Genomic DNA, 21,587 nt, shown 5'->3' on the forward strand with positions numbered 1-21,587 from the left:
CGCGGGTGCGGCGGCGGCCGGCCGGGCGACGGTGTCCGACCCGGTAGCGGAATCAGTGCCGGAGAGTGTCACTTGACCGACACCGAGGCGATGTCGTACCAGCCGCGCCACTGGTCCAGGTACGCGTTCTTGACGTGCGAGCCGTACAGGACGCTGGTCGCCTCCTCGTACAGCGGGACGGTCAGCGCCAGCTTGCCCAGCTGCGCGTCCAGGGCGGCCCACTGCTTCTGCGCGGCGGCGTAGTCGGTGATCTGGTTGATCTTGTCGATCTGCGCGTTCACGGACGGGTCGTTGTACTGGGCCAGGTTGAAGTTGCCGCCGCCGGTGACGATCTGGCGGCCGTCGAAGATCGGCGTCAGGAACGGGCCGCCGCTCGGCCAGTCGGCGCCCCAGCTGGTCAGGGTCAGCGCGGGCTCGGTGGCGGGAGTGTTGACGGTGCTGCCGAAGTCCGCGTCGCTGAGCGGCTGCAACTGGAGGGTGATGCCGGCCTTGGCGAAGGCCTGCTGCAGCGCGGTCGCGGCGGGTGCGCCGGTGTTCGTGTCGTCGGTGTCGTAGGCGAGCGGTACGGTGATGCCGTTCGGGTGACCGGCCTGGGCCAGCAGCTGCTTGGCCTTCGCCGGGTTCCCGGTCGCGCCCGCGGGGAAGTCGTCGTAGTCCTGGTGAGCCGCCGTCAGGCTCTCGGGGGTGAAGGTCGTGCTGGGCACTGCCAGCTGGGTGCCGCCCTCGGCGTTGACCAGGGCGGTGCGGTCCACGGCGTAGGAGAGCGCCTCGCGCACCAGCTGGTTGTCGAAGGGGGCCTTCTTGAGATTGAAGGCCAGGTAGAAGATCTGCGGGAACTTGCCGGTCACCACGCGCTGCTTCAGCGCCGGGTCGGCGGAGACCTTGGCCAGGGTCGGCGCGTCCAGCGAGGTGTCGGTGGTGATGGCGTCGGCGTCCTGGCCGACGGAGGCGCTCAGGCGCTGGTTGATGACGGCGGAGGACAGGCCGAGCGAGATGTCGATCCGGTCCGGGCAGGCCAGGCGCTGCTGGTCGGTGCTGCGCGACCAGTGGGTGTTGCGGACGAGGTCGAGCTCCTTGCCCTTGGTGAAGCCGGCGATCGTGTAGGGGCCGGAGGAGACGGGGTCGGCGTTGTAGTCCTTGCCGGTGTCCTTGGCCTTCGGCACGGGGGCGAACTGCGTCTCCGCGGCCAGGTAGGGGAAGTCGCCCTCGCTCTTGCGCAGGTGGAAGACGATGGTGCTCGCGTCGGGCGTCTCGATCGAGGTGAGGTCCTTGGCGCCGCTGCCGTAGGGCCCCTGGTAGTCGGCGCCGCCGACGAGCCAGTCGCGCAGGTAGGGCGGGCCGCCCGCGAGCTGCGGCGAGAAGGAGCGCTCCACGCCGTACTTGATGTCGGCGGAGGTGATGGCCGTGCCGTCGGCGAACTTCAGGCCGGACTTCAGGTGGTAGGTCCAGACGGTGGCGTTCTGGCTCGGGGTTCCGGTGTCGGTGGCCAGGTCCGGAACGACCTTGGTGCCGTTCGTGCCGGGCACGCTCTGGCGCGTCGTCAGGGTGCGGAAGAGCAGGCGCGGGATGGCCCCGCCACCGGAGGTGTAGAGCACGGCGGGGTCGAAGCCCTTGTCGTTCTTGGCGCTGTCGAGGACCCGCAGGGTGCCGCCCTGGCAGTTCGCGGCCGAGAACGCGCCCGAGGAGCTCGCGGTGGAGCCGGTGCCGGCGCCGCAGGCGGCGAGCGAGCCGGTCAGGGCGACAGCGGTGGCGGTGAATAGCGCTATTCGGGCAGGGCGAAGCATCGTGGCGTTCTCGGTCGGGCGGCGGCCCGGGGCAGGAGGGAGGCCGCGCGGCGGGACGCGCACGCGGCGAGGCACGGCGGCGGAGGCCGGTCCTTGAAGGGGGTGATTTCTCAGCTGCTGAGACTCTGGTGATCAGAGCCTGGATGCTGGAGTCAGACGCGGGCAGCGGCCCGCCGATGCGTCAGCGACAACAGAGGTTGTCGGACACGCTGTGCGCACACATGGCCAGCAGCGCGACCTGGTAGGTCGGCTGGGACGGGGCGATGTGGTGGTGCGCGTGCATGGTCATGGACTGTATGGGGGCTGAATAAGGCCAGTCAACATGACGGCCTTTCCGATCTCGCATGTCGGACCCGTTTTTGGACAAGGGGCGACCGGAGCGGGTGACGCGGGGTCAGTCCTGGGCGCTCGCGCGGGCGTGGCGGCCTTGGCGCGCGCGGTGCCAGAGGGCGCGGGCGGTGGCGACGGGGTCGAAGGAGCCCGGGCGGGATCGCGTCAGCGGGTAGCAGGCCAGGCCCAGGAGTACGGCGCTGAGGTGGCCGACGCTGGTGAAGTCGCGGCTGCGGACGACGCCGAGGACGTAGAAGCCGAGAAGCCCGACCAGGTAGAGGTAGCGCCAGGGCTTCGCGATCAGGTAGACGAGCACCGCCTCGATCCCGGCGAGGGCGTAGCTGACGCCGTAGTCGAGCGTGTAGCGCGCCTTCTCGGGCGCCATGCCGTGGTTGATCGCCCACAGGAGGACGCCCTCGCTGATGTAGGTCGCGCCGACGTGCGCGATCAGCAGCACGGCCAGCCAGCGCGCGGTGCCGAGCCAGCGCTCGGCCGGCACGTGGAAGATGTTGTACAGCACGAAGTAGAACCACCAGCCGCCGCCGGCGATGTAGAAGCCGCTGGTGATCAGCACCCGTACCGGCGACACCGACAGGTAGTGCAGGTTGGTGGAGTGCCGTTCCAGGATCCGCTCGGCGGTGTGCGGGCTCACGTGGCGGAGCACGACGGTGGTCGCGAACAGGATCGCCAGCCAGAGGAAGGTGCCGGGGGCCCTGCGGACGTACCTCCACACGGCCCGCCCGGCCCGGCCGATCCGGGACTTCACCGCGGCGAGTTCCACGCTCCCCTTCTAACCCGGGCCGAGGAGGGCGGCAACCCCGGCCGTCTCGGACCGGACGGCGGATCCCGTGCGTACCCTGACGTTGATCGTTTCGGGCGCGGGGGGAGGGACAGGCGCATGGAACTGGCCGGGCGGACGATGGTGATCACCGGCGCGGGGCCGCGGCTTCGGTCGCACGCCGTCCGGCAGCGCCGCGTGGGCCCCTCGGGACACGGCCTGCGGGCTCCCCGGTGCGGGGGTCTCCGGAGCGTAGGATGGTTCGGGAGCGACCCAGAGGTGGGCGTGCCGAGGCCGGGCGCCGCCGATCGATTCGGGAGGCGCACCGATGCCTGGCGACATTCCGGTTTTCCCGGACCCCGACGTCTCACCCCCGAGTGAGCCGCCCAGGCCGGGCCCGGCACAGCCGCAGCCTCCGCGACCACAGCCCCCGCAGCCGCCTCAGCCGCCGATGCCAGGGCCGCCCCCGAATCCGCCACGTCCGTCCGAGCCAGGGGAGCCGTCCGAGCCAGGGAAGCCGCCTGAGCCGGGGGAGCCGTCCGATCCGGGCGAACCGGCAGACCCCGACGAGGCGCGCCCGCGGGTCCGTGGAACGCGGGTACGGGGCGTGCAGGGCGCGCCGTCCTGGGTCAGCCTGATCGTGCGCGACCTCCCTGCCGCCGAGCGCTTCTACCACGGGCTCCTCGGCTGGGAGTTCGAGCAGGGCCCGGAGCGCCTGGGCGCCTTCGTCTACGTCGTCGTCGACGGCCACCGCGTCGCCGGGATCAGCGAGGTCGGCGACCTCGGTTTCGGCATCGGCTGGACGACCTTCTTCGGCGTCCGCGACGCCCACGAGAGCGCCCGCCGCATCGCGGACCGCGGCGGCACGATCGGCGTCGGTCCGGTCGCCATCGACGCGGGCCGCATCGTGCTGGCCCGGGATCCCGACGGCGCGAGCTTCGGCCTGTGGCAGGGCCCCGAGGAGCTCCCCGAGGCGTCCACCTCCCTGGTGGCCGGCGTCCCCGCCTGGATCGAACTGCGCACCGCCGACCCGTTCAAGTCCGCCCTCTTCTACGGCGAGGTCCTGGACTGGGACCCGGAGATCTCCCACCGCACCGAGGTGGTCTGGGAGCACGAACGCGTCGTCCTGCGCATCGACGACCGCAGTATCGCCGCGATCGGCGGACCCGAGCCGTCGACGGACTCCGGGGTCGTCGCCCCGCCGGCGTGGCGGGTCTTCTTCGCCACCCCGGACCTGTCCAGCGCGCTCACGCGCGCCGTGGAGCTCGGCGGCAGGGTCGTCGTCCCGGCCACGCCGACGCCGTACGGCCCGTTCGCCCAGCTCCAGGACCCGTCGGGCACGCGGCTGTGCCTGATCCAGCCGCAGGAGCGTCCGGCGAGGTGAGCCACGCGCCCTACGTGGCGGTCATCGGACCGGGCGAGGCCACGCGGGACGAGTGCGCGACGGCCGAGGAGGTCGGCCGCCTTCTCGCCGCACGCGGCGCGGTCGTCGTCTGCGGCGGCCTCGGCGGCGTCATGGAGGCGGTCGCCCGCGGTGCGAGCGGCAGCGGCGGCACGGTCGTCGGCCTCCTCCCGACCCGGTCCCGCTCCGACGGCAACCCCCATCTGACGGTGACCCTTCCGACGGGCCTCGGCGAACTCCGCAACGGACTGGTCGTCGGCGTCGCGGACGGCGTGATCGCCGTCGGCGGCAGCTGGGGCACGATGAGCGAGGTCGCCCTGGCCCTGCGGACCGGCAAACCCGTGGTCTCCCTCGGCGGTTGGCGGCTGACGCCACCGAGCGGCGGCCTTCCGGGCCCGCACGAGGTGGCGACCCCGGACCAAGCGGTGTCGGCGCTGCTCGCCGTCATCGACACGCGCTGACCGAAACGCGCCTGCGGCTTCCACCCAACCGCCCGCCCAACAGGCTCACTCGCCCCCCGCGCCCGCACCACCTCCCGCTTCGCGCTGCCGCGCCCGCGCTCGGATGTCGTCTGCCCTGGCGGGCCCACGCCTCGCGGCCAGTTGCAGCGGGCAGGCTCGGCCTCCTGCGGCCCCGCCGGCCCGCGCTGCTGCGCCCGCGGGCCGACTCCTCGACCTGACGGCGCGCGGCGGGCACGATCGGCCTCCCACGGCCTCTGCGCCTCGCGCTGGCGCGCTCGCGGGTGGAGCTCGGCCCTCGCGGCCTGTGCCTCGCGGCCAGCTACAGCGGGCACGCTCGATCTCCCGCGACCTCGCCGCCTCGCGCTGCCGCGCGCGGGCGGACGCCCTCGCCCCGCAGCCTGTGCCTCGTGGCCACGCCGTTCCTCAGGCGCCGGTGTCCCGCCGGGCGGTGATCGGAGGGGCGGATTCCATCGGGCCGAAGACCGAGGCGCTGAGTCGGATGGTGCGGGCGGTCATGCTCGCGCGGGACTCGCCGGGGTGGTCGATCCACCAGTTCACCAGCGCGTCGAAGACGTTGACCCATGCCGCGGTCATGGCCGAGGCGTCGAGCGGGTCGTCGTTGCCGGCCAGGTGGAGCAGCTCGCGCACGCCCTCGACGCCCACGGCGTGCATCCGCCGGGCGTACCGGTCGCGCTGCTCGGTGATCTCGGACGTGGCGGGCATGGTCGGGTCGCGGAACCCCGCCACATCCACGGCCGGGGTTCGAGCGCGGCGTAGACCCGGTCCAGGGTGACCACGACGCTCTCCTGGCCCACCAGGCCGAGCTCGGCGGCGCCCTCGATCACCTCGGCGAGCGCCTCGCCCGCGCAGGTCAGGCAGGCCGCGAACAGGCCCTCCTTGGAGCCGAAGTAGTTGTAGATCAGCGGCTTGGAGATGCCGGCCTGCTCGGCGACGGCGGTCAGGGACGTGCCGGCGTATCCGTGGTCGGCGAAGACGCGGCCGGCGATGTCGACGATCTGCCGCTCGCGCTCCGGTCGGGCGACGCCCTTGGTTCCTGCCTTGCCCATGGCGGAAGCATAGCGGAGCCAATTGACCCGGTGGTAACTTACCCAGAAGTCACTTGCCCGCCGTCACTTCCCGGGAGGAGTTCCATGTCGGACCTGCTGGATCCGATGCACAACCCGGTCACCTACGCGCTCCCCTTCTTCGTGCTGAGCATGCTCGTCGAGCTGGCGGCGCTGCGGTGGCTCGACCACGACGACAACGTGACCGGGTACTCGTTCAAGGACGCGCGTGCCAGCCTCACCATGGGAGTGGGCTCGCTGTTCTTCCTGACCGCCTTCAAGGTCGGGACGTTCTTCGTCTACAGCGCGCTCTACACCTACCTGGCGCCCTGGCATCTGCCCGTCGGCGCCTGGTGGTTCTGGGTGCTGCTCCTGGTCGGTCTGGACTTCTCCTACTACTGGAACCACCGGTTCGTGCACCGCACCAGCGTCGGTTGGGCCGCGCACCAGGCGCACCACTCCAGTGAGTACATGAACTTCGCCACCGCGCTTCGGCAGAAATGGAACCCCTGGTTCGAGGTCTTCTTCTGGCTGCCGCTGCCCCTGCTGGGCTTCGCCCCGTGGGCGCTCTACGTGGCGTTCTCGACGAACCTGATCTACCAGTTCTTCGTCCACACCGAGCTGGTCGACAAGCTGCCGCGGCCCGTCGAGTTCCTGTTCAACACGCCCTCGCACCACCGCGTCCACCACGGCTCGGACCCGGAGTACCTGGACCGCAACTACGGGGGAATCCTCATCGTCTTCGACCGGATCTTCGGCACCTTCCAGCCGGAGCTGCACCGGCCGACCTACGGCCTGACCAAGCCGGTCGGGACCTACGACGTGGTCAAGCTCGAGTACCGGGCGTTCGCCGAACTGCTGCGCAAGGTCGGCGCCGCTCCCCGCCTCCGCGACAAGCTCGGCTACGTCTTCGGGCCGCCGGGCTGGGAGCCCGCCGCCGAGCGGTAGCCCGTCGGCGGTGCTCCCGGAGCACCCGGACCGTCACCCCGTCACCGTCAGACCGTCACCGTCGGTCAGTTGGAGAAGTCCTGGGTCATCCAGACGTTGCCCGAGCTGTCGCGCATCACCGCGATGCCGATGTGGTGGAAGTCCGGGCTCAGGATGTTCTTCCGGTGGCCGTCGTTGGGCGGCTGCTCGGCCAGCATCGAGCGGGTGAGGCCGACGGCCATGCCCGCGATGCCGGAGGTGTCGTTCGAGACGGGCCCGCCCGTGCCGATGTTCTCGCCCGCGTTGCTCCACTGCACGCCCGCGGCGGTCTCCCGGTCGCCGAGCGCGGGCTCGCCGGGGCAGTCGTGGGAGAGGCCGCAGCCCCCGGCCATCACCCGGTTGTGCGCGCCGGAGCTGGAGTCGAGACCGGAGGTCAGAGTCAGCGGCGCGAGGCCCTGACCCGCCCGCGCCTGGTTGATGACGGCCAGGACCTGCTGCACCGCCGACGCGTCGGCGGACGTCGGGGGCGCGGGAGCGGTGCTCGCGGCGTGCGTCGGGGTCGGGGACGGCTTCGCGCTCGGGGACGCGTGGCTCGGGCTCGGGGAGGGGCTCGCGCTCGGCGTCGGGCTGGACGTCGGGGACGCGTCGGCGCTCGGGGAGGACACCGCGGCGGTGGTTCCGTCGGCGGCGACGGCGGAGGTGAGACCGGGACGCTGCCCGGCGGCCCCGGTGTCCTGGCCGAAGAACACCACGCCCGCGCCGACCGCCGCCGTGACCGTGACCGTCGCCGCGGCCGCGGCGAGCAGCGGCTTGCCGGAGAACGGGCCGAGCCGGCGCCGCGGGAGGCGGTGGGAGTGGCGGGAGAGGGGACCGGACGAGGAGCGCTGCGCCGGAATGCGCGGCCTGGCCGTGTTCGCGGGGTGCCAGCTCTGCGCGTCCGCCACGGCCGCGGCGTGCAGTCCGCCCCCGCCGAGACGGCTCAGCAGCCAGAGCGCGTAGCCCGCCGGCAGCGGGACCAGGGCGAGGTTCACCAGCAGCCGCTCCGGCGGCACGAGGTCCGCGCCGAGCGCGCCGCAGTGCTCGCACTCCCGCAGGTGGCGAGCCAGGCGCTTGCGCCACAGTGCGCTCGGCCTGCCGTCCCACAGGTGCACGGTGCGGGCCAGCTCCGGGCAGCGCGGCTGCGCGGTGAGCGCCCGGACCACCCCGCGCGAGACGTCCAGCTGGGCCTTCATCCGGCTCACCCGCACCGTCACGTGGTGCGGCTCCAGACCGAGCGCGCCCGCCAGCTCGGCACGGGTCAGGTGGCCCGTCGTGACCAGCCACCACAGCGAGAGCAGCTCGCGGTCGTCCTGGTCGAGCCAGCGCGTCGCCTCGACGGTCTCCCGGCGCTGGCCGGACAGGCCCAGCTCGGTCAGGGTGAGGTCCTCGAAGTCCGCCCCGGGGTCGGCGACGGCCGCGAGCTCGTCGAGCGCCCGGTCGTGACCGCCCTGGGCCGCGTTCGCGCGCGACTGCAGGTGCCGGCGTATCTGGTTCATGGTGACCGCCGCGAGCCACGAACGGTACGCGGAGTCGTCCCGCAGCTCCGGCAGGCCGCGCAGCACCCGCAGCATCGTCTCCTGGACGACGTCGTCGACGTCCGCGCGTCCCGACAGGGCGCGTCCGACGATGTTGTAGACGAGCGGCAGGCTCTGCCCGACCAGTTCGTCCACGGCCTCCTGCCGCCCGCCTCGCGCCGCCGCGACCAGCCCCGCCTCCACCGACCAGCCCGCCATCCCGTGCTCCTCGCCCACGTCGGTTCCATCCGTACGTGAGTGGAGACCCTACGGAACCCACGGGGGTCACAGAAATCGGTCAGTCGGCTGGAACTCGCCGGACGACGGCCGACGGCCGCCTGTGGACAGGTGGCTCACCAGCCGCCGAGGATCGCCTCCGGGTCGTCGGTGGTGTGCATGGCGGCCTCCTCGGCCGTCGCCGCGCCGCCCGCGATGCCCGCGTCGGCGGCGATCAGGTGGCTGCGGGCGTCGAGGCTCTCGATCAGCCGTCCCGAGCGGGTCTCGCCCGCCTCCGGGTCGACCGGCTCGCCGTCGGTGTCCACACAGTCGCCGATGCCGTCGCCGTCGGGTGGGCCCACGTCCGGGTTCTCGGCGGCGAGGCGTTGCGTCAGCGTCTCGCGGTCGCGCTGCTCGGCGGCGGTGTTCCCGTAGCGGCCGACGGCCAGGGGCCGTTCGGGTGGGGCGTAGCCCTCGTCGAGGACGTCCTCGAGGCCGCGGTCGTCGAGGGTGTCCTCGGGTTCCAACGGGGAGATGTCGTCCTGGACGTCGCCGTCACGGCTGGGCTGGTAGACCTCGTCCCCCATCAACTCGTCGTTCGACACGGTACGCATCCCTTCCGGTCCGGCCGGCCGTCCGGCGCGGACCTCTCGGCGGAGCCGCGGAGTGCCTGCGGCGCTGACGGAGGCTGTTTCGATCGTCCCACCAGCCGCCCTTTCATGCTCTGCGGGCCTGCTCTGCCCGCTTGCCCGGCGGGAGACCGGGGGCGCAATTCATCAGTTCCTCACGCCCGCGGGGCAGTGGGCCCGCCAGGAGCGGGAACACTGTCGGTAGAACGAGGAGGCGGGGCGCGATGAGGGGTTCGGCACCGTTCGGGCGCCTGTTCGGGATACCGGTGCGGGTGCACTGGAGCGCACCCGTGCTCGTCGCCGTGCTGGCCGTGGGGTTGGGCAGCCAGACGCTGCCCGCCTGGCTGCCGGGACGCGGAAGCGGCTTCTACCTCACCGCGGGCCTGCTCGGCGCGCTGCTGCTGGTCGCCAGCCTGATGGCGCACGAGCTCGCGCACGCCCTCGTCGCCCGCCGGGCGGGCACCGAGGTGGACTCGATGACCCTGTGGGCCCTCGGCGGCGTGACCCGGATCGGACGGCTGACCGCCCCCGCCCGCGCGTTGTGGGTCGCCCTCGCGGGACCGCTGACCAGCCTCGTCCTCGCGGGCGCCGGCATCGGGCTCGGCTTCGTCGCGCTGCGCGCGCTGGACTGGGAGGTGCCGGCCGCGCTGCTCCTCTGGTCCGGCGTGGTGAACCTGCTGGTCGCCGTCTTCAACCTGCTGCCTGCCGCGCCGCTGGACGGCGGACGCGTGCTGCAGGCGGCACTGTGGTGGCGGGCGGGGGACCGGGAGCGCGCGGAGCGTCAGGCGGGGCGGTGCGGGCAGGTGCTCGCCGTACTCATGCTGGCCGGAGGCTGGGCGGCGCTGATCCGCGGCCAGGGCGTGGGGCTGTGGCTGCTGGTCGTCGGCGGCTTCCTGGCCGTCGCCGCCGCGGCCGAGATCCAGCACGCCAAGATCGGGCTGGCCGTACGCGGCCGCACGGTGCGGGAGTTGATGACCTCGCCGCCACTGGTCGTGCCCGACTGGAGCACGGTGGCGCGCTGCCTCGCGGACAGCGGACCGTGGCGCGCCGCCGGCGCGGTCGCCGTCGTCGACCTCGACGGACGCCCGAGCGGAGTGGTGCGACTGCGCACGCTCGTCGCCGTCCCGGAGCGGCTCCGGGACGGGACGCGGGTGCGGGACGTCGCCCTTCCGCTGGCGCGGTGCGCGACCGCGGGGCCCGAGGACGAGTTGCCCGGTCCGGCGCTGGACGCGGCCCTGGGCAACCCGCCGCTGCTGGTGCTGGAGGACGGCCGGCTGGTCGGCGTCCTCGCGCTCGCCGACATCGCCGTCCTGCTGCGGGACCGCCGCTACGTGCGCGGATAGCCGGATCTTTATTCGAACGTTGCCTCAGCGCGTCGCAACGGCGCGGTGGGCTCGTGAGAATCAGCGGGCCAGGCAAGATCGCTTCCATCTTTCGAGGATTGAACATGCGTGTCATCACGGGGGTCCGTGCTTCTTCGCGACTCGGCGTCGGCGCGGGCGTCGCCGCTGCCGCTGCCGTCGCCGCGGCCCTGCTCTCCGGCTGTGGGGTCGTCAGCTTCGGCGGTGCCAGGGCGACCGCGACCCCGGTCCCGGCGGCGTCCGACAGCCCTGGGGGCGGCTCCGCCGCGGCCTCGCCCGGCGTCGCGGTGTCGGGAGGCGCGGTGACGGGAGATCAGGCCCGGATCCTCGCGGCGCTGCCGAAGCGCCCGGCCACCGCCCTGCCCTGGGACAAGGCCCAGAACCCGTCGGCCATCGGCGTCATCACCGCGGAGCAGTTCATCGAGGCCGACTACAAGCAGGCCTCCTGGGCCGACGAGCGCGGCATCCAGAAGGGCCGGGGTCTCCAGTACGCGGTCCGGCAGAACTGGTACGACCCGGCGGCCGGCGTCTACGTCGACTCGTTCATCATCCACTACGCGTCCGCCTCGGGCGCCCAGAGCGACTACCTCTCCCAGGTGAGGGCCGACGCCAAGGACTGGGACGCCACGGGCGGCTACGCCGTCCCCGGCATCGGGCAGAGCAAGGTCTTCGTCGCGGCCAAGCTGGACTCGTTCGGGAACTCGACGTCGATGGGCCTCGCGCTGGCGGGCGACAACGTGCTGCGGATCGTCCAGATCAACCCCGCGGCGCCCGACCACACCACCATGACGGGCCTGCTGACGGGCGAGTACCAGGCGCTCACGCGCTCCTGACGACGCGGCCCGCGCAGCCCGGCGGGGTGAGCGCGGACAGCGCGAGCTCGGGGTCGTTGGTGATGATCACGTCCGCGCCCAGGCGGGCCAGGCGGGTCATCCGGGCCGGACGGTCCACCGTCCAGACGCTGACCGCCAGCCCGCGGCGTCGGGCCCAGGCGACCAGCGGGCGCGTCAACCGGTGGTGCTCCGTGTTCAGGTACTGCGGCCGGATGCGGGCCAGCAGGTCCGCACCCGGCGGCAGGAAGGACTCCCAGCTGAGCGCGATCCGGGCCTCCGACGACGCCGCGCGGATCCGCGCCAGCGCGGTCAGGTCCCCGGCGAAGACGCAGCTGTCGAGCAGCCCGAGCTCGCGGACCACGGCGAGCGACGCCTCGCCCCCGTCCGGCGCGGGGACGTCGACCATGACGGTGACCCCGGCCGCCGCGCAGACCGGCAGGGCCTCCCGCAGCGTCGGGATGCGCTCACCGGCCGGGCCGGTCAGCCCGGCCACCTCCGTCGCGTCCACGTCGGCGACGGCGCGGGGCACGTCCCACAGGCGGTCCAGGGTCGCGTCGTGGAGCAGGACGGGCGTGCCGCAGCGGGTGAGGCGGACGTCGATCTCGACCCAGTCCGCGCCCAGCGCCACGGCGGCGCGCAGCGAGGGGAGGGTGTTCTCGCGGGCGACCAGCGGCGCGCCCCGGTGGGCGACGACGGCGACGCGTCGGCCCCCGGAGAGCCCGCGCGCGGCGGGCCGTTCGGCGTGCGGTCGGGCGCGGAGCAGTTCCGTCTCGTCCTCGGCCTGCATGGGCGCGCACCCCGTCCTCTCGTCCTCGGCGGGCGTTCGGTCAGGTTACCCACCCGGTGGCGCTGAACGGTGCATGATCTGTCATGCTGCCTCGACCGGGGGCATTGGTGCGATCAGCTGACGAGTGAAGGAGACCTTGGATGGAGCCGGATCGTCCCGAGGAACTCTCGGGGTCCGCGTCGCCCGCCGAGGCGGAGCCAGCCGCTCCGCTGTCGATGCTGGACGCGGTCGGCCGCCTCAGTCCCGAGCAGGCCGGGCTCCTCGGGGTGCTCATCGGCCTCCGCCGTCTCGACGACGGCCCGCAGGCACGGAAGTCCGAGGCCCAGCAGTAGCAGGCCGGGCGGTCGCAGGCGCGGCAGTAGCAGGCGCGGCGGCTACGCCCGGCGCGGGAGCAGCCGGACCAGGCGGGCGAGGTTGACGCCGTAGCCGACGCCGAAGGCGTGCGGAGTGAACAGGGCGTCGTTGTCCGGGGCCCAGTACTCCGCACGGACCCGGGCGAGGGTGGGCGGCCGGAAGTCGTAGGGCAGTCCGACGATCCGCCCCTGCCAGGTCCGCTCCTCGGCGGGGCGGCGCAGCTCCTTCGCCACGGCGGCCGCCGTGACGCCGACAGCGGCGGCGAGGACGACGCGGTTCAACGTCCCGCCGCCTCGTCGATCGTCTCCGCCTCTGCCTCTGCCTTGACGGGTGGTCATACGACGACGCTAGATCGCCGCGGGGGCGCGGACAAGTGGTCTCCGCGTTCCGGGTCCGGGGGCTTCCCTGCGGCGTGGGAGCGTGGCCCACTGGAACCAGGCTGGTATTCCGGGTCGGGGGAGGGCGACCGGCGGAAGGAGACCATCATGGACGGCAGCGGCGGCCCCGCCTCCAGCGGCGAGCACACCAAGACGTGGACGGTCCGCGTGGACCTGTTCGAGGACGGTGACGTCACCAGCGCGCACGCGGTGCTGGACTGCGGGGACAGCAGCCTGCAGGCGCACTCCGCGTCCCTGCGCGACCCCGTGGACCGGCCGATGCCGCAGATCGGCGACGAGTTCGCCGCCGGGCGGGCTTTGATCGACCTCGGCTACCAACTGCTGCGCGCGGGGCAGGCCGACACCCGGGCGAACACCGTGCTGCCGGGCCTGTGAGGTTCCGCGCCCCCTCGACGTGGTCCACTCAGCGCGCGGCCTCGGCCCGCCTCTTGATGGCGAGCAGCATCTTGCGCTCCATCACCAGACCCGCCGGCTCCAGCACGTAGAGCGAGAAGAGCCGGGAGGCGAGCGCGTCGCCCGGCTGTTCGATGCGGTTGCGGCTGACCAGACGGGTGCTCGAGCCGCGTGGACGCAGCTCGAAGGACCAGACCCACTGGCCGTCCTGGGAGCGCAGCACCAGGCTGTGGTCCACCTCGACGTCGACGACCTCCAGGACCGGGCCGCGACTGCCCAGCGGGAGCAGATCGCCGGGCTTGAGCTCCGGACGGGCGGCCGCGCCGCCGCCCGGCGTACGGCGTTCGAGGCCGAAGACGGTGGCGACCCAGTCGTAGGTGTAGGCGCCGCCGCGACCCGGACCCAGTTCCACCAGCCAGGGCCATACCCCCGAGGGCCAGGCGTCGACGGTCACCGCGCGGGTGGACACGAGCGGCGCGGCGGGCAGCAACTCGTCGCCCGGCATGGCCCGGCACACCTCCACGGCGCTCGCGCCCCAGGTCAGGCAGGCATACCGCCACAGCCACGGGTAGCCCGCGGCGACGGCGAGGGCCGTCGCCGCACCGGCGCCCAGCACCCGCCCGGCGACGCCGGCACTCCGGGCGCTCCGGGCGTTCCGAGCCCGCGGAGTGCGCGAGGCGTTCCGAGCCCTCCGGACGTCACGGGCACGCATGTCTCCCTCCCGCATGGCCCTCCTGCCATCGGGTCGCGCCCGGCCGTGGCGCGGTTCGGTCGGGGCGCGGTTCAGCCGAAGCGGCCGTCCTCCTCCGCCGCGGCGTCGACCGCCCCCGCGCGCAGGAGTTGGCGGCCGAGCTCGATCAGTGCGCGGCCCGCGGCGTACTCGTCGCCGATGTCCGGGATCTCGCTGTCGTGGGGGTTGCGGTGGGAGGAGCCGTTGCCGTCGAGGGTGCGTTCCGGGGTCTCCAGAACGGCGTGGGCCCGGGTGTCGTCGCCTTCCTCGAAGAGGTCGACGGTCAGTGTCCAGCGCTTGGTGCGAAGCGGTGCGGGGATGGTCGGCGATGTCATGGCGGTGTCCCGATCTCGTGGTCGCCGTCCGCGCGTCACGCCCCCCGTGCCGCACAACGACGCGTCGCTGCTTCGCGCGGACACTCCCACGGTACTCAGCTTCGGGCTGCTCGGACAGCGCTGGCACAGATACCTCGGGGGGTATTTGCGGATCGCGCGGAGGCCTGGTTACGCTGCTTGGCAGATACCCCCGTGGGTATTGATGATGCCGCCCGATCGAGGAGCCCTGCTGTGCGCCCCACCCGACCACCCGTCCTGACCGAGCGGACCCCCGCGCCGTCGCCTGTTCCGCCGCCCGGCGCGCGGGGACCAGGGACGCGGGGCCCCGGGACGCTCGGACGTCTGGGCCTGTGGGCTGCCACCCACGCCAGGGTCGTGTTCGTCGGGTGGCTGCTGCTCGTCGTCGCGCTCGGCGCGTTCGCGCCGAAGGTCACCACCGCGCTGTCGGGCGCGGGCTGGCAGGCGGACGGCTCGGACTCGGTCAGGGCCCGCGCTGTCGCGCAGCAGCACTTCGGCGGAGACGCCTCCTCGGCCCTGCAGATCGTGGTCCAGGCCGACAGGCCGGTCTCCGACCCGGCGGTCCGGCAGGTGATCGGCGCGGCCGAGCGGCTCGCCGCGGCCGATCCGCGGGTCTCCTCCGTCGTCCCGCCGCAGCCGGGCGCGACGATCAGCCGGGACGGGCACACCGCGATCGTGCTCGCGGGAGCGAAGGCGAGCCCGGACGACATGGTCCGGGCGGCCGACGCGCTCAAGGGCCCGCTCGCCGCGCTGTCGAAGCCCGGCGTCGAGGTCCACGCCACCGGCGCGTCCGTGCTGTGGAGCGACTTCAACGCCGCCAACCACGACGCGATGATGCACTCGGAGTTCCTGTCCTGGCCGGTGACCCTCGGCATCCTGGTGCTCGCCTTCGGCTCGCTGGTCGCCGCAGGGCTCCCGCTGCTGCTGACCATGGCCGGGCTCGCCGCCTCGGCAGGGTCGCTCGTGCTGATCAGCCATCTCTTCCCGGTGTCCGTCTGGGCGATGAACTTCGCGATGATGTTCGCGCTCGCCCTGGGCATCGACTACGCGCTCTTCCTGGTGGTCCGCTTCCGTGCCGCCCGCCAGGACGCCGGACGTTCGCCGGCGGAGGCCGTCGCCGAGACGATGGACACAGCCGGCAAGGCCGTCCTGCTGTCCGGCGTCACGGTGCTGGTGAGCCTCTCGGCCGTGATGCTCGTTCCCTCCCCGGCGTTCCGGTCGATGGCGGGCGGCATCATGCTGGCCGTCGTCTTCGTGCTCGCCGCCACGCTGACCCTGCTGCCCGCCGTGCTGGCCCGGCTGGGCCGTCGCATCGACGCCCTCGCGCTGCCCTGGGCGCGCGCCGGTTCGGCCCGCGACGGTTCCGCCCGCGACGGGGGCGGCTCGCGGACGTCGCACGGCTCGCCGCGCTTCGCGGCCTGGGGTGAGCGCCTGTGGCGCCACCCGCTGCGCTACGGCGCCGTCGCGCTGGCGGTCCTGCTCGCCCTCGCCGCGCCGGTCGTCGGACTGCGCACGGCCATGCCGTCGATCACCGTGATCCCCTCCGACGCCAGCGCTCGGGTCGGTTACACCGCCGTGCAGCAGGCGTTCGGGCCGGGCGCGCCCGGCATGCTGCAGATCCTGGCCCCGAGCGGTCAGGCGGCGCAGGTGCGGGCGGAGGTCGCGGCGACGCCCGGTATCGCCGCCGCGATGCCGGCCCAGGCCGCGTCCGACGGCTCCGGCTGGTCGCTGGTGCAGGCCGTGCCCACGGTCGATCCTTCGAACCCGACCCTGAAGACCACCGTGGACAGCCTGCGGGCCGAGCTGCCCCGGGGCACGCTGGTCGGCGGCGCGGCGGTCGAGAACCTCGACCTCCAGCACGCGCTCGACCAGAAGACCCCGCTGGTGCTCGGCGTGATCCTCGGCCTCGGCTTCCTGCTGCTGCTCGTCGCCCTGCAGGCGCCCCTGATCGCCGCGCTCGGCACGCTGACCAGCCTGCTCTCCACCGGCGCCGCCTTCGGCGCGGCCCGGCTGGTCTTCCAGGACGGGCACGGCGCGGGGCTGCTCGGCTTCCATCCGCAGGGCTTCCTGGACGGCTGGGCGCCGGTCTTCTTCTTCGCGATGATCTTCGCCATCGCCATGGACTACACGGTGTTCCTGCTGGCCTCGGCCAAGGAGCACTACGAGCGGACCGGGTCTCCGCGGGCCGCGATGACGGGTGCGCTGGCCCACTCCGGGCGGGTCGTCTTCGCGGCGGCAGGTGTCATGGTGGCGGTCTTCCTGACCTTCGCCCTCTCCGGGCCGCTGCCGCCCAAGGAGATGGGGCTGGTGCTGGGGCTCGCCGTGCTCTTCGACGCCGCGCTGGTCCGGCTCGTGCTGCTGCCGGTGCTGTTGCGCCTGACCGGGCACGCCGCCTGGCGGGCGCCGGCCTGGCTGCGCCGCGTCCTGCCGGACATCCCGTTCTCCCACGGCTGAGGGCGATACCCCCTGGGGTACAATGGAGGGACACGAAATCGTGAGGATGGTCGAGGACGGCATGAAGGTCGACGAGGACGCGCAGGGCGCGGTGCTGAACCGGCTGCGTCGCGCGCAGGGGCAGCTGGCCGGTGTGATCGCCATGATCGAGGCGGGGCGTGACTGCCGGGACGTCGTCACGCAGCTCGCGGCGGTGTCGCGGGCGCTGGACCGGGCCGGGTTCAAGATCGTGGCCAGCGGCATGCGGCAGTGCATGGCCGCCGACGGGGAGGGCGCGGCCGACGCCGCGCCGATGACCGAGGCCGAGTTGGAGAAGCTCTTCCTGACCCTGGCCTAGCCGCGGGCTCGGGTCGGCGGCGCGGGCGCGCACTGTACCGTGCGCGTCCGCGCCATTTGCAGACTTCGGCAATTCACCATGTGCGACGGAGTGCTCACACTTAGTGTCCATGGTCATGGCGAACACGGACATCGCACTCAAGGAAGCCATGACCATCGACGGCGCCATGGGCGCCGCACTGGTGGACCTGGCCAGCGGCATGAGCCTCGGCGTGATCGGCGGCACCCCCGAGCTGGACCCGGCGGTGGCCGCCGCCGGGCACACCGATCTGGTGCGCGCCAAGAAGCGCACCATGGAGATGCTCGGGGTCGGCGGCACGATCGAGGACATCCTGATCACCCTCACCCGTCAGTACCACCTGATCCGGCCGCTCACCGCTGCGAACGGCGCGGGGCTGTTCCTGGTCCTGATCCTCGACCGGAAGCGCGCCAACCTGGCCATGGCCCGGCGCCGGCTCCAGCTCATCGAGGGCGAGCTCGACCTGTGAGCCCGCAGGCGGCCGCGCCCCCGCTCTACCAGCGCAAGGCCGAGTTCTTCCGGCTGCTCGGGCACCCCGTCCGCATCCGGGCGCTGGAGCTGCTCAGCATCGGGCCGACGAGCGTGCGGGCCCTGCTCGACGACATCGGCGTCGAACCGGCCTATCTCTCCCAGCAGTTGGGCGTGCTGCGGCGGGCGGGCGTGGTCACCTCCCACCGCGAGGGCCCGGCCGTCGTCTACGCGCTCACCGGGCCCGACGTCGCGGACCTGCTCCGCGTCGCGCGGCGGATCCTCGCCGAGTTGCTGGAGAAGCAGCAGCGGCTGCTCGACGAACTGCGGGCGGACGGCTCCGCCGCGCCGTCGGAGGCCGAGGAGGCGGACGAGCCCGAGCCGGAGGAGGAGGTCAAGTCGCACGCCGAGGCCGGGTGCGGGTCACCCGGCGGCTGATCCGCCCGGCTGGAGCGGGGCTGGGAACAGGGCTGGGAACGGGCTGGAACGGGAGCCGCGCCTGCGAGGATGAGCGGGTGACCATGAAGATCGACGACGCCGCCGACGTCTCCTCCTCGCCGCTCCGGGCGGAGGCCGCGGCGGTGGCCGCGGAGGCCGCCGGATACGACGGGTTCGCCGTCTCCGAGACCAAGCACGACGCCTTCACCTCGTTGACGCTGGCGGCGCGCGCGACCGAGCGGATCGCGCTGCGCTCCGCCATCGCCGTCGCCTTCGCGCGCAACCCGATGACGGTGGCCACCCTCGCCAACGACGTGCAGCTGATCTCCGGGGGCCGGTTCCAGCTCGGCCTCGGCTCCCAGGTGCAGGCGCACATCGAACGGCGCTTCGCGATGCCGTGGAGCAGGCCCGCCGCGCGGATGGAGGAGTTCGTCCGCGCGGTGCGCGCGATCTGGGCCACCTGGGCGGGGGAGGGCCGCCTCTTCTTCAAGGGCGAGTTCTACCGGCACACCCTGATGACCGAGTTCTTCGACCCCGGCCCCAACCCGCACGGCAACCCGCCGATCCTGCTGGCCGCCGTCGGCGAGCGGATGACCCAGGTGGCGGGCCGCGTCGCCGACGGCCTGCTCTGCCACGCCTTCACCACCCCCGCCTACCTGCACGAGCGCACCCTTCCCGTGCTGCGCGCGGCGCGCGGAGGCGAAAGCCTGGACGGCTTCACCGTCTGCCTTCAGGCCATGGCGGTCCTCGGCGCGGACGAGGCCGCACGGGCGGAGGCGGAGCGCGCGGTCCGCGGTCAGATCGCGTTCTACGCCTCGACGCCCGCCTACCGTGCGGTCCTCGACCAGCACGGCTGGGGCGCGCTGGCCGACCGTCTGCACCTGCTGTCGCGGCGCGGCGCCTGGGAGGAGATGGCCGGGGAGGTCCCCGACGACGTCCTGGACGCCTTCGCCGTCGCCGGGACGCCCGCGCAGGTCGCCTCCGCGCTGACCGCCAGGTTCGGGGACGCGGTGGACCGGGTCTCCCTCTACACGCCCTACCCCGTGGACGCCGCCCTCACCTCGGCGGTGGCGGGCCTGCTGCGCGGGCAGGAATGACGACGCGAGCTCGGACGTTGGGCGTGTTGACACCAAGCGCAGACGAGAAAGAGGGTGCCCCGTGGCCACGCAGACGCAGAAGGCCGTGCTGGCGGGTGGTTGCTTCTGGGGGATGCAGCAGCTGATCCGGCGGCAGCCGGGAGTGCTGGCCACACGGGTCGGCTACTCCGGCGGCGACGTCCCCAACGCGACCTATCGCCACCACGGGACGCACGCGGAGGCGATCGAGATCGAGTTCGACCCGGCGGTGACGGACTACCGGGCCATCCTGGAGTTCTTCTTCCAGATCCACGACCCGTCGACGCGCGACCGCCAAGGCAACGACATCGGCATGAGCTACCGCTCGGCGATCTTCTACCTCGACGACGAGCAGAAGCGCGTCGCCGAGGACACCATCGCCGACGTCGACGCCTCGGGCCTGTGGCCCGGCAAGGTCGTCACCGAGGTCTCCCCGGCCGGGCCCTTCTGGGAGGCCGAGCCGGAGCACCAGGACTACCTGGAGCGCTACCCGAACGGGTACACCTGCCACTTCCCCCGCCCGAACTGGAAGCTGCCCCGCCGCAACGGCTGAGCGCGTACTAGCGGTTCGAACCCCGGCCCGGCAGGGGCTGGGGCTCCGGGTCCGAGAACCGGTCGGTGAGCCAGTCCGCGCCGCGCTGGGCCGCCAGGGCCCGGCGGGCGCGGCGGGTGCGCGGCAGCGGGCGGGGGTACGGGATCGGCGTGGTCGCGCGCGTCGCCTCGGCGGCCAACTTGGTGGCCGCGGAGGCGAGTTCGAGAAGCAGCCGACGCCTGCGGGCCGGGCCGCGGGCACGCAGCCATGCCGTGTAGAGCCCCTCGATCTCGCTGACCACCGCCGTCAGCCGCATCTGCGCACCCCGCGCCTGCTTCACGCGCCGCTCCGTCCCCGTTCGTCGAACCCCGACTCAGCTTCCCGTCGAATCAAGCCACTTGCTCATGTGCGCAAGTATGGGAAGTGTAGTCCTGAGACACGCCCCACACGGCCGAGAAGCATCGGACACACGCGTCCGGCCCGGGTTACCCTGCCGTTATGTTGGGGGTCTTCGCGGCCGTCGCCGCGTTGTGCGGCGCGTTCGCGCCCTGGGCACTGCTGCCGCTGGTGGCGGCGGTCTGCTGGGGCTGCTACGACGGGCTCGCCGTCCAACGGGACGGTGCGGTGGGGTGGTTGACAGGGCCGGATCTGCGCGCGCTCGCGTTGCTGTGCGCGTTCACCCTGCTCGGCCGCCTGCTGTCGGGCCCCGTGGAGCGGGCGGCGACCTGGCGCAGCGAGGCGGCTCGGGCCGCCGTCGAGGCCAATCCCCTCTTCCGGCCGGACGATCGGCGCCGTGCCCGCCTCGAACGAAGCCGGTCACGCCTGGCGGCGACCGCCCTGGGGCTCGGCCTCGCGGTCGGCCTCGCCGTGCACGCGCACAGCGACGCCGCGGCGGCCGAGGCCGCGGGGCACACGCACGCGGTCACGGCCACGACGCTCGCGAGTGGGATGTCCCGCGCGGTGAGCCGGTCCACGGCGCGGGACGAGGCCGTGGCCCTGGTCAGCGTGCCCGCGGCCTGGGAGTACCCGGCCGGATCCCGGCACACCGGCCGGGTCGTGGTCCTGCGCCATCAGGCGGCCGGCACCCGGGTCTCCGTCTGGGTCGACGACGCCGGTCGGCCTGCGGTCCGGCCGTCCTCCGCCACGGACCGGGGCGTCTTCGCGGGCCTCGTCGGCCTGACGGCGTTCGCCGGCGCGGAGGCCTTCGCCCTCGGCGGCTGCCGGGTGCTCCGCACCCGCCTCGACCGCCGCGCGTCCCGCGCCTGGGCGAAGGACTGGGCCCGCGTCGAACCCCACTGGTCCGGCCGCCACCGCAACGAGGACGTCGGCGGCCGCTGACGCCTCCGGCGCCGCGCACCAACACCCCCCTCCGGCCAGCCCCCACTGCGCCCCGGCGCTCCGCGCCCCGGGCTTCGCGCCGCCACGCCGTGTCCCGGCTGCGCTGCGTTCTGCGGACGGATCCCGCGCTTCGCGCGGCCTGGCGCCGCTGTGCGGTGCGCTTTGGGCTGTCGCGCTTTGGGCTGCGACTGGACGGGGCCTGGCCCTCGCGCGCCCCGGCGCTCCGCGCCGCCACGCCGTGTCCCCGCCGGGCCTCGCTCTGTGCGCCGGACGGATCCCGCGCTCCGCGCGGACTGGCATCGCGGGGTGCTGCGTCTCGCGACAGCCCTGCGTCGCTGCACCTTGTCCCGCCGCCACCCCCACATGTCCGCGCCCCCGCGCGGCTCGCGGCTCGTGGCGGTCACGGCAGGGGCCGGGGCTCGTCTCGTTCGTCCGTCGGTGCCGGGGCGGTTGTGGCCGGTTGCCGTTCGGGTGGGGAGGGCAGGCGGTGGCGGAGGCGGGGCGGGAGTTGGCGCAGGAGGGGGGGGGGGGGGG

The 21,587-nt window shown here is 73.5% G+C and carries 25 protein-coding genes; 14 read left to right on the top strand and 11 right to left on the bottom strand.

Translation table 11 applies throughout. The features are described 5' to 3' along the window. Positions 1-68: 68 nt before the first annotated feature. Positions 69-1,784 carry an ABC transporter substrate-binding protein gene (locus TR50_RS05375; RefSeq protein ID WP_042415473.1) on the bottom strand — a complete coding sequence of 572 codons (1,716 nt, stop codon included), beginning with the start codon at positions 1,782-1,784 and terminating at the stop codon, positions 69-71. Positions 1,785-2,178: 394 nt separating this feature from the next. Then, entirely contained in the window at positions 2,179-2,895 is a 717-nt protein-coding gene (locus tag TR50_RS05380) for a rhomboid-like protein (protein ID WP_042414982.1), read from the bottom strand. Between the two features lie 604 nt (positions 2,896-3,499). On the opposite strand from TR50_RS05380, the gene TR50_RS05385 reads away from it, so the two are divergent. Together TR50_RS05385 and TR50_RS05390 are read left to right on the top strand one after the other, a co-directional pair. Further along, on the top strand, positions 3,500-4,276 hold the full coding sequence (locus TR50_RS05385; protein WP_042414986.1) for a VOC family protein: 777 nt from the start codon (positions 3,500-3,502) through the stop codon (positions 4,274-4,276). Further along, positions 4,273-4,755 (top strand): TIGR00725 family protein, encoded by a 483-nt coding sequence (locus TR50_RS05390; protein ID WP_042414988.1) that lies wholly within the window; start codon positions 4,273-4,275, stop codon positions 4,753-4,755. The genes TR50_RS05385 and TR50_RS05390 overlap by 4 nt, the downstream gene beginning before the upstream one ends. Positions 4,756-5,178: 423 nt before the next feature. Here the strand turns inward: TR50_RS05390 and TR50_RS48100 are convergent, their stop codons facing one another. Continuing rightward, complete coding sequence (locus TR50_RS48100) at positions 5,179-5,349, bottom strand: hypothetical protein (RefSeq protein ID WP_201776788.1); 171 nt, start codon at positions 5,347-5,349, stop codon at positions 5,179-5,181. Further along, positions 5,346-5,822 (bottom strand): TetR/AcrR family transcriptional regulator, encoded by a 477-nt coding sequence (locus TR50_RS05395; protein ID WP_201776789.1) that lies wholly within the window; start codon positions 5,820-5,822, stop codon positions 5,346-5,348. The genes TR50_RS48100 and TR50_RS05395 overlap by 4 nt, the downstream gene beginning before the upstream one ends. Positions 5,823-5,906: 84 nt before the next feature. Here TR50_RS05395 and TR50_RS05400 point away from each other — a divergent pair, with 84 nt between their 5' ends. After that, positions 5,907-6,767 (top strand): sterol desaturase family protein, encoded by an 861-nt coding sequence (locus TR50_RS05400; RefSeq protein WP_042414989.1) that lies wholly within the window; start codon positions 5,907-5,909, stop codon positions 6,765-6,767. A gap of 65 nt (positions 6,768-6,832) precedes the next feature. Here the strand turns inward: TR50_RS05400 and TR50_RS05405 are convergent, their stop codons facing one another. Together TR50_RS05405 and TR50_RS05410 are read right to left on the bottom strand one after the other, a co-directional pair. Next, the gene (locus TR50_RS05405; RefSeq protein ID WP_236654286.1) at positions 6,833-8,536 is read right to left on the bottom strand and encodes a sigma-70 family RNA polymerase sigma factor; all 1,704 of its coding nucleotides are present in this window, start codon (positions 8,534-8,536) and stop codon (positions 6,833-6,835) included. Positions 8,537-8,652: 116 nt separating this feature from the next. Then, a complete protein-coding gene (locus TR50_RS05410) occupies positions 8,653-9,120 on the bottom strand; it encodes a DUF5709 domain-containing protein (protein WP_042414992.1) in 468 nt (155 codons plus the stop codon). 248 nt (positions 9,121-9,368) lie between these two features. Here TR50_RS05410 and TR50_RS05415 point away from each other — a divergent pair, with 248 nt between their 5' ends. Both TR50_RS05415 and TR50_RS05420 read left to right on the top strand, forming a co-directional pair. Beyond that, complete coding sequence (locus TR50_RS05415; RefSeq protein ID WP_042414995.1) at positions 9,369-10,487, top strand: site-2 protease family protein; 1,119 nt, start codon at positions 9,369-9,371, stop codon at positions 10,485-10,487. A 104-nt stretch (positions 10,488-10,591) separates the two neighbouring features. Continuing rightward, positions 10,592-11,338: a hypothetical protein gene (locus tag TR50_RS05420; RefSeq protein ID WP_042414998.1), complete on the top strand. Its 747-nt coding sequence runs from the start codon at positions 10,592-10,594 to the stop codon at positions 11,336-11,338. Here the strand turns inward: TR50_RS05420 and TR50_RS05425 are convergent. Further along, positions 11,325-12,125, bottom strand: coding sequence for a glycerophosphodiester phosphodiesterase (locus TR50_RS05425; RefSeq protein ID WP_084699767.1), 801 nt, complete (start codon positions 12,123-12,125; stop codon positions 11,325-11,327). The genes TR50_RS05420 and TR50_RS05425 overlap by 14 nt on opposite strands. A gap of 140 nt (positions 12,126-12,265) precedes the next feature. Here TR50_RS05425 and TR50_RS05430 point away from each other — a divergent pair, with 140 nt between their 5' ends. Further along, the gene (locus TR50_RS05430; protein ID WP_042415002.1) at positions 12,266-12,457 is read left to right on the top strand and encodes a hypothetical protein; all 192 of its coding nucleotides are present in this window, start codon (positions 12,266-12,268) and stop codon (positions 12,455-12,457) included. Positions 12,458-12,499: 42 nt separating this feature from the next. Here the strand turns inward: TR50_RS05430 and TR50_RS05435 are convergent, their stop codons facing one another. After that, positions 12,500-12,760, bottom strand: a complete 261-nt coding sequence (locus tag TR50_RS05435) for a DUF5808 domain-containing protein (protein ID WP_042415004.1) — start codon at positions 12,758-12,760, stop codon at positions 12,500-12,502. Positions 12,761-12,964: 204 nt separating this feature from the next. On the opposite strand from TR50_RS05435, the gene TR50_RS05440 reads away from it, so the two are divergent. Continuing rightward, on the top strand, positions 12,965-13,252 hold the full coding sequence (locus TR50_RS05440; protein ID WP_042415008.1) for a dsRBD fold-containing protein: 288 nt from the start codon (positions 12,965-12,967) through the stop codon (positions 13,250-13,252). 28 nt (positions 13,253-13,280) lie between these two features. On the opposite strand, the gene TR50_RS05445 is transcribed toward TR50_RS05440, so the two are convergent. Then, positions 13,281-13,982: a hypothetical protein gene (locus TR50_RS05445; protein ID WP_201776790.1), complete on the bottom strand. Its 702-nt coding sequence runs from the start codon at positions 13,980-13,982 to the stop codon at positions 13,281-13,283. A 71-nt stretch (positions 13,983-14,053) separates the two neighbouring features. Continuing rightward, complete coding sequence (locus tag TR50_RS05450; RefSeq protein ID WP_042415013.1) at positions 14,054-14,335, bottom strand: dsRBD fold-containing protein; 282 nt, start codon at positions 14,333-14,335, stop codon at positions 14,054-14,056. Positions 14,336-14,710: 375 nt separating this feature from the next. On the opposite strand from TR50_RS05450, the gene TR50_RS05455 reads away from it, so the two are divergent. The 6 genes from TR50_RS05455 (at position 14,711) to msrA (ending at position 19,736) form a co-directional block, all read left to right on the top strand. Then, entirely contained in the window at positions 14,711-16,807 is a 2,097-nt protein-coding gene (locus tag TR50_RS05455) for an MMPL family transporter (RefSeq protein ID WP_042415016.1), read from the top strand. A gap of 61 nt (positions 16,808-16,868) precedes the next feature. Beyond that, on the top strand, positions 16,869-17,144 hold the full coding sequence (locus TR50_RS05460; protein WP_042415483.1) for a metal-sensitive transcriptional regulator: 276 nt from the start codon (positions 16,869-16,871) through the stop codon (positions 17,142-17,144). 115 nt (positions 17,145-17,259) lie between these two features. Beyond that, positions 17,260-17,631 carry a hypothetical protein gene (locus TR50_RS05465; protein ID WP_042415486.1) on the top strand — a complete coding sequence of 124 codons (372 nt, stop codon included), beginning with the start codon at positions 17,260-17,262 and terminating at the stop codon, positions 17,629-17,631. After that, on the top strand, positions 17,628-18,068 hold the full coding sequence (locus TR50_RS05470; RefSeq protein WP_084699768.1) for an ArsR/SmtB family transcription factor: 441 nt from the start codon (positions 17,628-17,630) through the stop codon (positions 18,066-18,068). Before TR50_RS05465 ends, TR50_RS05470 begins: the two co-directional genes overlap by 4 nt. Before the next feature lie 83 nt (positions 18,069-18,151). After that, positions 18,152-19,165, top strand: a complete 1,014-nt coding sequence (locus tag TR50_RS05475) for a TIGR03617 family F420-dependent LLM class oxidoreductase (protein ID WP_042415492.1) — start codon at positions 18,152-18,154, stop codon at positions 19,163-19,165. A gap of 61 nt (positions 19,166-19,226) precedes the next feature. Continuing rightward, entirely contained in the window at positions 19,227-19,736 is a 510-nt protein-coding gene (gene msrA, locus TR50_RS05480) for a peptide-methionine (S)-S-oxide reductase MsrA (protein WP_042415021.1), read from the top strand. A 7-nt stretch (positions 19,737-19,743) separates the two neighbouring features. Here msrA and TR50_RS05485 read toward each other — a convergent pair whose 3' ends face one another. After that, positions 19,744-20,055: a hypothetical protein gene (locus tag TR50_RS05485; protein WP_052440758.1), complete on the bottom strand. Its 312-nt coding sequence runs from the start codon at positions 20,053-20,055 to the stop codon at positions 19,744-19,746. 158 nt (positions 20,056-20,213) lie between these two features. Between TR50_RS05485 and TR50_RS45290 the strand changes: the two genes are divergently transcribed. Beyond that, positions 20,214-21,053, top strand: coding sequence for an Rv1733c family protein (locus tag TR50_RS45290; RefSeq protein WP_052440759.1), 840 nt, complete (start codon positions 20,214-20,216; stop codon positions 21,051-21,053). The last annotated feature ends 534 nt before the right edge of the window (positions 21,054-21,587 follow it).

The organism is Streptacidiphilus anmyonensis, assembly GCF_000787855.1.
In the GTDB taxonomy this organism is placed as follows: domain Bacteria; phylum Actinomycetota; class Actinomycetes; order Streptomycetales; family Streptomycetaceae; genus Streptacidiphilus; species Streptacidiphilus anmyonensis.

Bases quoted from the DNA above. Each gene is read 5' to 3' on its own strand.
- TR50_RS05375 (WP_042415473.1), bottom strand. From the start codon at position 1,784: ATGCTTCGCCCTGCCCGAATAGCGCTATTCACCGCCACCGCTGTCGCC.
- TR50_RS48100 (WP_201776788.1), bottom strand. From the start codon at position 5,349: ATGACCGCGGCATGGGTCAACGTCTTCGACGCGCTGGTGAACTGGTGG.
- TR50_RS05395 (WP_201776789.1), bottom strand. From the start codon at position 5,822: ATGGGCAAGGCAGGAACCAAGGGCGTCGCCCGACCGGAGCGCGAGCGG.
- TR50_RS05400 (WP_042414989.1), top strand. From the start codon at position 5,907: ATGTCGGACCTGCTGGATCCGATGCACAACCCGGTCACCTACGCGCTC.
- TR50_RS05415 (WP_042414995.1), top strand. From the start codon at position 9,369: ATGAGGGGTTCGGCACCGTTCGGGCGCCTGTTCGGGATACCGGTGCGG.
- TR50_RS05420 (WP_042414998.1), top strand. From the start codon at position 10,592: ATGCGTGTCATCACGGGGGTCCGTGCTTCTTCGCGACTCGGCGTCGGC.
- TR50_RS05425 (WP_084699767.1), bottom strand. From the start codon at position 12,125: ATGCAGGCCGAGGACGAGACGGAACTGCTCCGCGCCCGACCGCACGCC.
- TR50_RS05430 (WP_042415002.1), top strand. From the start codon at position 12,266: ATGGAGCCGGATCGTCCCGAGGAACTCTCGGGGTCCGCGTCGCCCGCC.
- TR50_RS05440 (WP_042415008.1), top strand. From the start codon at position 12,965: ATGGACGGCAGCGGCGGCCCCGCCTCCAGCGGCGAGCACACCAAGACG.
- TR50_RS05445 (WP_201776790.1), bottom strand. From the start codon at position 13,982: ATGCGTGCCCGTGACGTCCGGAGGGCTCGGAACGCCTCGCGCACTCCG.
- TR50_RS05450 (WP_042415013.1), bottom strand. From the start codon at position 14,335: ATGACATCGCCGACCATCCCCGCACCGCTTCGCACCAAGCGCTGGACA.
- TR50_RS05460 (WP_042415483.1), top strand. From the start codon at position 16,869: ATGAAGGTCGACGAGGACGCGCAGGGCGCGGTGCTGAACCGGCTGCGT.
- TR50_RS05465 (WP_042415486.1), top strand. From the start codon at position 17,260: ATGGCGAACACGGACATCGCACTCAAGGAAGCCATGACCATCGACGGC.
- TR50_RS05475 (WP_042415492.1), top strand. From the start codon at position 18,152: ATGAAGATCGACGACGCCGCCGACGTCTCCTCCTCGCCGCTCCGGGCG.
- TR50_RS45290 (WP_052440759.1), top strand. From the start codon at position 20,214: ATGTTGGGGGTCTTCGCGGCCGTCGCCGCGTTGTGCGGCGCGTTCGCG.